The organism is Betaproteobacteria bacterium (assembly GCA_016791345.1).
In the GTDB taxonomy this organism is placed as follows: domain Bacteria; phylum Pseudomonadota; class Gammaproteobacteria; order Burkholderiales; family JAEUMW01; genus JAEUMW01.
On record JAEUMW010000318.1, the window covers coordinates 1 to 10,659 of the forward strand.

Below are 10,659 nucleotides of genomic sequence, written 5' to 3' on the forward strand. Positions count from 1 at the left end.
ATGGTCGAGCTGGAACGCAAGCTCAACCAGATGCATCCGGCCGACGTCGCCTACATCCTCGAAGCGCTGCCGCTCACCGATCGCCTGCAGGTGTGGGATCTGGTGCGCGCCGAGCGCGATGGCGAGATTCTGCTGGAAGTATCGGAACCGGTGCGCGAGACCCTCATCGCGCACATGGATCGCGAAGAGCTCGTGGCGGCGGCCGAGCAGCTCGACAGCGACGAGATCGCGGACATCGCCGGGGAGCTCCCGCGCGAGGTCATCGCCGACGTGTTCAACCTGCTGCCGATCGAGGAGCGCGAGCAGCTGCGCGCGGCGCTGTCCTACCCCGACGACACGGTCGGCGCGCTGATGGACTTCGGCATGGTGACGATCCGCGAGGACGTGACGCTGGAGGTCGTGCTGCGCTATCTGCGCCGGATCGGCGAACTGCCGAGCCACACGGACACGCTCTTCGTCGTCGATCGCAAGAACGCCCTGCGCGGCATCCTGATGCTGAATCAATTACTGCTGAACGAGCCCGAAGCGCGGGTGAGCGCGCTGGTGGACCGCGACGTCGTCACCTTCCAGCCGGACGACGGGGCGCATCAGGCGGCCGAGGCCTTCGAGCGCTACAACCTGATCTCGGCGCCGGTGATCGATGCCGCCGGCAAGCTGATCGGGCGCGTCACCGTCGAGGCGGTGATGGACTACATCCGCGAGGCGACCGATACCGAACTGCTGAAGAAAGGCGGCCTGCGCGAGGAAGAGGACATCTTCGCGCCGGTCTGGAACAGTCTGCGCAACCGCTGGACCTGGCTCGCCATCAACATGGTCACCGCCTTCGTCGCCTCGCGCGTGATCGGTGCCTTCGAAGGCTCGATCGAGAAGATCGTGGCGCTGGCGGCGCTGATGCCGATCGTGGCAGGCATCGGCGGCAATTCCGGCAATCAGACCATCACCATGATCGTCCGCGCGCTCGCTCTCGGGCAGATCACCGGCGGCAATGCGCGCAAGCTGGTTGCCAAGGAGCTTCTGATCGCCCTCATCAACGGTCTGCTGTGGGGAACCATCCTCGGTGTGCTGGCGTTCCTGCTCTACAACAACTTTGCGCTCGGCATGGTGATGATGGCGGCGATGACCCTCAATCTGCTGCTCGCAGCGCTCGCCGGTGTCACCATTCCCTTCGTCATGTACAAGCTCGGACGGGATCCGGCCGTGGGTTCCAGCGTGATGATCACTGCACTTACCGATAGCGGCGGCTTCTTCATCTTCCTCGGCCTCGCGACATTCTTTCTGATCTGACGGTTTCGGAAATCCGACCGTGCTTCGTTCCGTGTGCACTTCGCTTCTCGGCCGCTGCCTCGTCCTCGCGCTCGTCCTGCTGAGCGCGGGGTGCTCGTCGCTGACAGCGCTCAACGCGAGCGTTCCCGACGACGGCTTCGTCGTCAGTCGCGGTCACGCGTTCGGCACCCTGCCGCGGCAGCAGCTCGATGTCTATGTTCCGAGGAATCTGAGCGGGCCGGCGCCGGTGGTCGTGTTCTTCTACGGCGGTGCGTGGCAGCACGGCCGGCGAGGCGACTATAAGTTCGTCGGCGAGGCGCTGACCTCGAAGGGATTCGTCGTCGTCATCCCCGACTACCGGCTCTACCCGGAAGTGAAGTTTCCAGCGTTTTTGGAGGACGGCGGCGCCGCCGTGGCCTGGACGCAGCGCGAAATCGGGCGCTTCGGCGGCGACCCGCACCGCATCTTCCTCATGGGGCACTCTGCCGGCGCCTACAACGCCGCGATGGTGGCACTGGACGCCCACTACGTCGAAGCGGCGGGCGGGCGGCACGCCGACGTGATCGGCTTCATCGGCCTGGCCGGACCCTACGACATCCGGCCCGATACCAGTATCATCCTCGACAGCATCTTCGGCGCTACACCCGATCTGCGCCTGGCGCAGCCCGCGAACTTCGTGGAGACCGATTCGCCCCGCGCGTTGCTGCTCTATGCCGAGCACGACACGACTGTGCTTCCGGTGCACTCCAGGCGCCTCGCACAGCGCTTTCGCGCCGTCAGCGGACGAGTCACGGAGGTGGGCTACCCCGACCTCGGACACGCCAGCATCGTCGGTGTGCTGGCGAAACCCTATCAGGGCCGTGCGCCGGTCCTGGAGGAGGTCACCCGTTTCATCACGAGCGGCGACACGCAGTTCGCGTCTTCGCCGCTGTCGGTCAAGTGAGGTCTTCATGAGAGTTTTCCGGGTTGAAACAGGATGGGCGATGGAGGACGTGCGCCTCGGCGCGCACCCCGATCCACTGCCGGGGCCAGGCGAGATACGTCTTTCCATGCGCGCCTCGGCGCTCAACTATCGCGACCTGCTGGTGCCGCTGCGCGGTTATGGCTCACGCCAGCGCAAACTGCCGCTGGTGCTGCTGGGCGATGGGGCGGGCGTCGTGGACATGATCGGGAACGGCGTCACGCGCTTTGCCGTGGGGGACCGCGTGTGTCCGCTCGCCTATCCGACCTGGGTGTGCGGCGAACCCACTGCCGAAAGACTGGGGGCGAGCCTCGGCTGCGAGGTCGACGGCACCATGGCCGACTACATGGTGGTGTCCGAGGCGTGTGCCGTGCGGGTGCCGGATCATCTCAGCTACATCGAAGCGGCCACGCTCCCCTGCGCCGCCGTCACGGCGTGGCGTGCCCTGGTCACCGAGGGACGTGTCAAGGCCGGAGACAAAGTCCTGATCCAGGGCACCGGCGGTGTTTCGCTCTTCGCCCTCCAGTTCGCGAAGGCGCTCGGGGCTTACGTCATCGTGACGTCCTCCAGCGACGAGAAGCTCGAGCGCGCGCAGGGAATGGGGGCGGACGCCTGCATCAACTACCGTACGGTAGCGGAATGGGGGCGCCGCGCGCGCGAGATCGCAAGCGGCGACGGTGTGGATCACATCGTCGAGGTGGGTGGTCAGCAAACGCTGCCGCAGTCGCTGCGCGCCATCCGCGTGGGCGGAACGATCAGCATGATCGGCGTGTTGTCGGGGGGCGTCATGGACACGCGTCTCGGTCCGATCGTGACGCGGCACATCCGCATGCAGGGGATCACGGTCGGCAGCCGCGACGACTTCGAGGCGATGGCGCGCGCCATTGCACTGCATGGCCTGCGCCCGGCCATCGACCGCGTTTTCCCGTTCGAGGAACTGCGTGCCGCGCTCGATTACCTCGCGCGCGGGCAGCACTTCGGCAAGATCTGCATCGCCCACTGACGCGGTGCGTGCTGCGCCGAGTCGAGGCGGCGAGCCCGGCGTGGATCCGGGCTAGAATGCTGGCCTTCGGCATCTTTGCCGTCATCGCGTTGCGCCCATGGCCAAGGTCTTTCGCCGCCTGTTTCCGAAGCACATCACCGACCCCCTGTTGCAGCAGGCCGCCTTGTCGCAGGAAATGGCCCGCGTGCGCGCCGAGATCCGTCGCGACATGCCGGACAATCTGCTGCTCAAGGGATACAAGGTCTACTCGCAGACGGACGAGGACGGCATCATCGCGGCCGTCTTCGATCGCATCGGCGGCGGGCGCACCTTCATCGAGATCGGCTCCGGCAACGGCACGGAGAACAACACGCACGCGCTGTTGCTTCGCGGCTGGCGCGGCGTCTGGGTCGATGGCAGGGCCGACCGCATCGCCTTCGTCCGCTCCGAGGTCGGATCGACACCGGACCTGCTGGCCGAGCAGGCATTCGTTACCCGCGAGAACGTTCCCACGCTCGCCGCAGACTGGCTGCGGCGTCTCGGCACCCAGGCGATCGATTTCTTCTCGCTCGACATCGACGGCAACGACCTGCACGTGCTGCTGGCAGCGCTGGGCGTCTTCAGGCCGCGCGTGATCTGCGTCGAGTACAACGCCAAGTTTCCGCCGCCGCTGGAGCTTGCGATCGAATACGATCCCAAGCATGTGTGGAGCGGCGACGATTATCACGGCGTGTCGCTCGCGGCGCTGGTCTCGGCCCTGAGACCGCTCGGCTACACCCTGGTGACCTGCAATATCGCCGGCGTCAACGCGTTCTTCGTGGCCGACGCCGTGGCCGGGGCGTTCACGCTGTACGAGCCGGCACGGCTGTTCCAGCCTTCACGCTTTCATCTGTGCAGCTTCGAAAGCGGACACACGCCATCGCTCAAATTCCTGCGGCACGCCCTGGCGCGCCGCCGAACGTGAGAGCGCGGGTCAGCTGTGAGCGACGTAAACGATGCCGGGTTCGAGGAACAGCTCTTTCGGGCCGATCTCGAACAGGCGGGGGATAGGCACGACGCGTTCGAAGTCGTAGCGCATGCCTTTGAAGGTCACGTAGCGGTAGATGTCGGAGCCACGATACCGGCCGATGATCTCGGCCACGCTGTCGAGCGCGTCGCAGCGCCGCAGGATGACGCCGTAGCGCAGAAAGTTCGATGGGTCGTTGAGGCGCGCGAGATGCCGGCGCAGGAGGATGAAGATCGGCAGGTAGCAGACGGCGAGGATCAGCGCTGCCGTGAACAGGAACCGGAGACCTTCCCAGACGACCTCGCCGAAATCCATCGCATCACCCGCTTGCAAACGACCACCAGATGCCTTGGGCTGTGAGCAAAATTTCGGCCAATCGTTCCGCGGGAATATTGCCGCTTTCGCCGCGCCGGGTTGCCGGCGCACGCCGTCGCGGCAAGGGGAACGCGGTCCGCAGTCAAGGCATTGCGCCGACCGGGGTGAAGTCAGCGCTGTCGCTCGCTCGACCCGGATAGCTCCTTGCACTCAAGTCTGCCGGCGGGACCTTTCGCAGACCTTTCGGCGTGATCTCACGTCGGTTGCCGGCGTCGCGCGGTGCGCACGAATGCGAAGGATGATTGGAGGCGGCCGCGCGGTGACATGCCAGGCATGCGGGCCTGGCCGTGACGCGAGCGGGAGTGCGGCTTTGCGATGCAGAGGGCGCGCCGCAAGACAAACCCCCGGGGCGCGATGCGCCGCCGGGGGCTGAGCACCCCTGGGTCCTCAGGCTGACGCGGCCACGCGCGGGCGACGCGCCGTCTTCGCGGCGGGTTTCGCAGTCGTGGCGCGGCGACGTGTCGTTCCGTTCGCTGCGCTCTTCTTCGTTGCGCCGTTGGTCTTGCGCGGCGCTGCCTTCACGGTTGCCTTCTTGGCAATCGTTTTCTTCGCGGCTGCTTTCTTCACCGCAGCCTTCTTCGGTGCAGCCTTCTTCGGCGCACCTGCTCTCTTCGGCGCACCTGCTCTCTTCGGCGCACCTGCTCTCTTCGCCGCGGTGGTGCGTGCAGGCTTCTTCGCGGCAGTCTTCCTCGCGGGTGCGGCCTTCTTCGCTGCCGCCTTTCTTGCCGAAGTGACGCCTTTCTTCGCCGTCGTCTTACGCGCCGGTTTCTTGGTGACGGCCCGCTTGACCGTCGCCGCCTTGGTGCCGATCTTCCTGGCGACTTTCTTCAGAACCTTCCTGGCTGCGGTTTTGCGGACTGCGCCCGCGGTCTTTCTTGCCGCGGTCTTGCGCGTCGTCGCCTTCTTCGCCGGCTTTCGCGCCGTTGCCTTCTTCGCTCCTGGTTCTGCCATCAATGTCTCCATCTGGTCTGTTCCTCCAAGGAACCCTGTTGCCATTGCTACCCATCCAGCTCTCTCAGGCAGCCCGTAGCGCGCATGCGCATATCATCGGAACGCGACGACATACCGCGCGATTCGGATTGTAGGCACGTATGCAACGCAGGCACAACACGTTGTGCGCGATTCTTCAGGGACTTGCGACGGATGGATGATGAGCGAAGCGACGTCGACGCGTCGGCCGGAGTGCCTTGCGCCCCCTCAGGGGAGCGGATGTTCGCGTGCGAAGAGTTCCGGAATCGTCTCGCGGTCGCGGATCACGTGCCAGACGGAACCGTCCGCCATCACCTCGGCCGCGCGCGGGCGCGTGTTGTAGTTGGAGCTCATGCTCATGCCGTACGCGCCGGCCGACATGATCGCAATGAGGTCACCCTCGGCGAGGGCGAGTTCGCGGTCCCGTGCCAGGAAGTCCCCGCTCTCGCACACCGGGCCGACGATATCGAAGACATCGGCGGCGGCATCGGCGTGCTGCGCCACCGGCAACACCGAGTGATACGCGTCGTAAAGAGCGGGCCGCATGAGGTCGTTCATCGCCGCGTCCACCACCGCGAAGTTGCGTGTTTCGCCGTGTTTCAGGTACTCGACGCGGGTGAGCAGCAACCCGCCATTGCCGACGAGTGAGCGCCCGGGTTCGAGAATCAGGCGCTCGCGCCGGCCCGCCAGCCGTCCGCCAATGGCACGAGCATACGCCGGCAGCGACAGCGGTTCTTCGTCGCGGTAGCGGATGCCGATGCCGCCGCCCAGGTCGATGTGCTCGAGCACGATGCCCGCCGACCCCAATTGGGCGACCAGTTCGAGGATGCGCTCGAATGCCTCCAGGTAGGGTGCGATCTCGGTGATCTGCGATCCGATGTGGCAATCGATGCCGACGATGCGCACGTTGGAAAGGCGCTGCGCGTGCAGGTACAGCGCCACGGCGTCACCGTGCGGGATGCCGAACTTGTTGTCCTTGAGCCCCGTCGAGATGTAGGGATGCGTGCCCGGATCGACATCCGGGTTGACGCGAAAGGACACCGGAGCGACCTTGTTCATCGCGGCCGCCACGCGATTCAGCCGCTCGAGCTCCGAAGACGATTCGATGTTGAAGCAGAGGATGTCGTGCGTCAAAGCAAAGCGCATCTCCGCCTCGCTCTTGCCGACGCCGGAGAAGACCACGCGTCCCGGTGCGCCGCCGGCAGCGAGCACGCGGGCGAGTTCGCCGCCCGAGACGATGTCGAAACCGCTGCCCAACTGCGCGAAGAGACCAAGAATCGCGAGATTGCTGTTGGCTTTCGCCGCGTAGCAGATGAGCGGCTCCGTTTCGGCGAACGCCTCGGAATAGGCGGCATAGGCGGCAGTCAGCGCCGCGCGCGAATACACGAAGCAGGGCGTGCCGAGCGACGTGGCGATGGTCGCGAGCGAGACCGATTCGGCGCAGAGGACGCCGTCGCGATAACCGAAGGGATTCACTGGCGGTAGTGTCAGTGCGGCGGCGCAGACGGCCCGAATGGCTCCTCCGACGTGTCGAAATCCGGCGAAGTCGCAGGTTCGGAGTCAGCCTCCGGTGCTGTCGAAGCGGCCGGTGCCGGGGTTGGCGCGGCGGGGCCTGGTGTGCTCTTTTGCGTGGCGCCGGGCTCGCTGTCTCGCCGCTTTGCGGCAGCCTCGAGCCGCTCGCGGCGTTCCTCGGCCTTCTTCCTCTGCTCGGCTGTTTCGATGTAGAGCGGCCCCTTGATGCCGCAACCCTGGACGCAGAGCAGGAGAGCCATCAGGAGCGCGCGACGATGCATGGCTGCATTATACGCGGCTGCCCGGATGCCCCGGCGATCCTCAGGGCACCGGCATGAGCAGCAGGCGACGGCCGATCTCGTTCAGCTCGGCGCGCCGCTCGCGGTGATCCGGGCATCGACGCACCACGTGTCCCCAGAAGCGGACGCCGTGATTCATCTCGTGGAAATGCGCGAGCTCATGCACGACGACGTATTCGACAAGGGCTTCGCGTGCCTGTATCAGTCGCCAGTTGACGCGGATTGCGCCATCGCTGCTGCAACTGCCCCAGCGGGTGCGTGCACTCGAAAGGAAGACCCGCGGCACCGGCACCTGCATGAGCGGCGCAAGACGCGCGGCATGCTCCGTGAATACTTCGAGCGCCGCGGCGCGCAGCCACCGCATGCCGACTCGCTGCACGTTCACCGCATCCGCAGGGGCCGGCACGACGATCAGCAGACGGTCATGCAGCCGCGTCGCGCGGGGTCGACCGTGGCCCGCCGCCACTTCGAGTGTCAGAACGCGCCCGAGGTACTGCAACTCGTCTCCCGTCTGCCAGGCGATCGGTGTCGGGCGCTGTTGCACCCACATCGCCAGTCGCGTGAGCAGCCACTGCTCGGATTCGCGCAGGGCGGTGAGCAGCCGCTGCTCCGAGCAGCGCCAGGGCACGCTCACCGTGAGGCCGCGCTCGTCGATGTGCAGACTGACGCTGCGCCGCCGTGCGCTGCGCCGCAGCCGGAAGTTGACCTCGGCCTCGCCCAGGCGGACGGTGCGGCTTTCTTCCGTGCGTTCGACCGTTCTCATGCCGCCTGCGCTGCCGTGCCGCTGATGCGGTCCATCTCGCTCTCGATCCAGGTTTCGACCCGGCGTGTCAGCTCCTCGGGTTCGAGTCGGCTGGCGTCGATCGGCGCCCCGACGACGAGCGTGATGAGACCGGGATAGCGGACCAGCGCATTGCGACCCCACAGCTCGCCGGCGTTGTGCGCCACCGGCACCACCGGTGCGCCGGTCTTGCAGGCGAGCCACGCGCCGCCAGCCTGATACTTGCCGCGCGTGCCCGGCGTCACTCGCGTGCCCTCGGGGAAGATGACCACGGAAAAGCCCTGCGCGAGCCGCTCGCGTCCCTGTCGCAGCGTCTGCTTGATGCTGCGCATGCCGGCACCGCGATCGATCGCGATCGGCGACATGAGGGCGAGTCCCCAGCCGAAGAACGGGATCCACAAAAGCTCGCGCTTGACGACATAGACATGCGGCGGAAACAGCACCTGCAGCGCCATCGTCTCCCAGGCGGACTGGTGCTTGGCCATGATGATCGACGGCTCGCGCGGAATGTTCTCGCGCCCGGCGACGTCGAAGCGGATGCCGAGCACGATGCGGGCGAGCCAGACCATGGTCTTCGCCCAGCAGCTGATGACCCGATAGCGGGCGATCGGCGACAGCGGAAAGGTCGCGAGCACGACCAACGCGTAGGGCGGCGTGATGGCGACCTGCAGCAGCAGATAAAGGCTCGAACGCAAGACGGCGGCGGCCTGCCTCATGCGGCGAGAATGCGATCCACCGCCTGGGCGAGATCCTCCACCACTACCGTCCCCTCGGGCAGTCCTCCGGCTTCCACGGTCTTGGCACCCTTGCCGGTCAGCACCAGGTACGGCTGTGCGCCCATGGCAACGGAAGCTTCCAGGTCGCGCAGGGAATCGCCCACGCTGGGCACACCGGTGAGATCGACGTTGAAGCGTCGCGCGATCTCCTGCAGCATGCCGGGCCGCGGCTTGCGGCACTCGCAGTCGGCGTCGCTCGCGTGCGGACAGTAGAACACTGCGTCGATGCGTCCGCCGACCTGCGCGAGCGCCTTGTGCATCTTGCCGTTGATCTCGTTCAGGGTGCTCATATCTAGCAGGCCGCGGCCGACACCGGACTGGTTCGAGGCGACCACCACGCGGAAACCGGCCTGATTGAGGCGGGCGATGGCCTCCAGGCTGCCGGGGATGGGCTTCCACTCCGCCGGCGACTTGATGAACTGGGCGCTGTCGAAATTGATGACGCCGTCGCGGTCGAGGATGACGAGCTTCATGTCGGGGTAAGGCGCCGTGAACGCCGGGCGTGCCGTGCTGCAGTCGGGATTGTACCTTTCTCCCCGCCCGCTTCACCGTCCGCGGCGGGTCATCCCGCCAGCCTGGAGATGTCGGCGACCTGATTCATGAGTTCCCCGAGCTGGCGCAACAGGGCGAGCCGGTTCGCACGCAGCGGCGCGTCGTCGCACATAACCAGCACCTTGTCGAAGAAGGTGTCGACGCTGTCGCGGGCGGTCGCCAGCAACTGCAGGGCCTGATGGTAATCCTCGGCGGCGATCAGGCTCGCGACCCTGGGCTCAAGCTGGGTCATGGTGTCGAACAATGCCCGCTCGGCGGGCTCCACAAGCAGCGCAAACTCCGCCCGGCCGGCCGGCGCCGCGGTCTTTCTGAGTATGTTGCGGATGCGCTTGTTGGCCGCCGCGAGGCTTGCCGACTCCGGCAGGCGGCGGAAGCTCTGCACCGCCACGAGCCGCGGCTGCACGAGGTCGACGCGGGTCGGCTGCTGGCTTGCCACGGCGTCGATCTCGGCCGGCTCGAAGCCGCGCTCACGCAGATAGTTGCGCAGCCGTTCCAGCATGAAGAGATGCACGTCGACGGCGACGCTGTCGGCTACCACGTCGGGTGCGTACTGGCCTTTCGCCAGCGCCAGCAACTCCATGAGATCGAGCGGCAGCGACTTCTCGAACAGGATGCGCAGCACGCCCAGCGCATGGCGGCGCAGCGCGAACGGGTCCTTGTCCCCGGTCGGTTGCAGACCGATGCCGAAGATGCCGACCAGCGTGTCGAGCTTGTCCGCGAGTGCGACGGCCGCCGCCACGTTGTCATCGGGCAGGCTGTCGTTGGCGAAGCGCGGGTGATAGTGCGCCTCGATCGCGCGCGCCACCGGCTCCGGTTCGCCGTCGTGGCGGGCGTAGTGCATGCCCATGATCCCCTGCAGCTCCGGAAACTCCCCGACCATTCCGGTGACGAGATCGGCCTTGGCGAGCTGCGCCGCGCGCTCGGCATGGGCGGTATCGGCACCGAGGCGCACAGCGATGAAAGCCGCCGTCTTGGTGATCCGCTGCACGCGATCGAGCTGACTGCCGAGCTTGTTGTGGTAGACGATGTTCCCGAGTTGCGGCACGCGCGCTTCGAGCTTCTGCTTGCGATCCTGCTCGAAGAAGAAGCGGGCGTCGGCGAGCCGCGGCCGCACCACGCGCTCGTTGCCGTCGATGATCGCGGTGGGATCCTCCACCTCCATGTTGCTCACGATGAGGAACTT

11 protein-coding genes are annotated in these 10,659 nt (G+C 66.5%); 5 read left to right on the forward strand and 6 right to left on the reverse strand.

Features of this window, described 5'->3' with window-relative positions; genetic code table 11:
• The 4 genes from mgtE to JNK68_12575 form a co-directional block, all read left to right on the forward strand.
• Positions 1–1,284: magnesium transporter (mgtE, locus tag JNK68_12560; GenBank protein ID MBL8541187.1), on the forward strand; the 1,284-nt coding region annotated here is incomplete at its 5' end.
• 31 nt (positions 1,285–1,315) lie between these two features.
• Positions 1,316–2,206 carry an alpha/beta hydrolase gene (locus JNK68_12565; GenBank protein ID MBL8541188.1) on the forward strand — a complete coding sequence of 297 codons (891 nt, stop codon included), beginning with the start codon at positions 1,316–1,318 and terminating at the stop codon, positions 2,204–2,206.
• Positions 2,207–2,213: 7 nt separating this feature from the next.
• Positions 2,214–3,227 carry an NAD(P)-dependent alcohol dehydrogenase gene (locus JNK68_12570; protein ID MBL8541189.1) on the forward strand — a complete coding sequence of 338 codons (1,014 nt, stop codon included), beginning with the start codon at positions 2,214–2,216 and terminating at the stop codon, positions 3,225–3,227.
• 97 nt (positions 3,228–3,324) lie between these two features.
• A complete protein-coding gene (locus tag JNK68_12575; GenBank protein MBL8541190.1) occupies positions 3,325–4,170 on the forward strand; it encodes a hypothetical protein in 846 nt (281 codons plus the stop codon).
• Positions 4,171–4,179: 9 nt separating this feature from the next.
• On the opposite strand, the gene JNK68_12580 is transcribed toward JNK68_12575, so the two are convergent.
• Positions 4,180–4,527 carry a hypothetical protein gene (locus tag JNK68_12580; GenBank protein ID MBL8541191.1) on the reverse strand — a complete coding sequence of 116 codons (348 nt, stop codon included), beginning with the start codon at positions 4,525–4,527 and terminating at the stop codon, positions 4,180–4,182.
• Between the two features lie 505 nt (positions 4,528–5,032).
• Between JNK68_12580 and JNK68_12585 the strand changes: the two genes are divergently transcribed.
• Positions 5,033–5,617, forward strand: a complete 585-nt coding sequence (locus JNK68_12585; GenBank protein ID MBL8541192.1) for a hypothetical protein — start codon at positions 5,033–5,035, stop codon at positions 5,615–5,617.
• A gap of 167 nt (positions 5,618–5,784) precedes the next feature.
• Here JNK68_12585 and lysA read toward each other — a convergent pair whose 3' ends face one another.
• The 5 genes from lysA to JNK68_12610 form a co-directional block, all read right to left on the reverse strand.
• On the reverse strand, positions 5,785–7,032 hold the full coding sequence (gene lysA, locus JNK68_12590; protein ID MBL8541193.1) for a diaminopimelate decarboxylase: 1,248 nt from the start codon (positions 7,030–7,032) through the stop codon (positions 5,785–5,787).
• Between the two features lie 357 nt (positions 7,033–7,389).
• On the reverse strand, positions 7,390–8,130 hold the full coding sequence (locus tag JNK68_12595; GenBank protein MBL8541194.1) for a M48 family metallopeptidase: 741 nt from the start codon (positions 8,128–8,130) through the stop codon (positions 7,390–7,392).
• Positions 8,127–8,864 carry a 1-acyl-sn-glycerol-3-phosphate acyltransferase gene (locus JNK68_12600; GenBank protein MBL8541195.1) on the reverse strand — a complete coding sequence of 246 codons (738 nt, stop codon included), beginning with the start codon at positions 8,862–8,864 and terminating at the stop codon, positions 8,127–8,129. The genes JNK68_12595 and JNK68_12600 overlap by 4 nt, the downstream gene beginning before the upstream one ends.
• Positions 8,861–9,397, reverse strand: coding sequence for a D-glycero-beta-D-manno-heptose 1,7-bisphosphate 7-phosphatase (gene gmhB, locus JNK68_12605; GenBank protein MBL8541196.1), 537 nt, complete (start codon positions 9,395–9,397; stop codon positions 8,861–8,863). The genes JNK68_12600 and gmhB overlap by 4 nt, the downstream gene beginning before the upstream one ends.
• 89 nt (positions 9,398–9,486) lie before the next feature.
• On the reverse strand, positions 9,487–10,659 hold a 1,173-nt coding region (locus JNK68_12610; GenBank protein MBL8541197.1), incomplete at its 5' end, for a glycine--tRNA ligase subunit beta.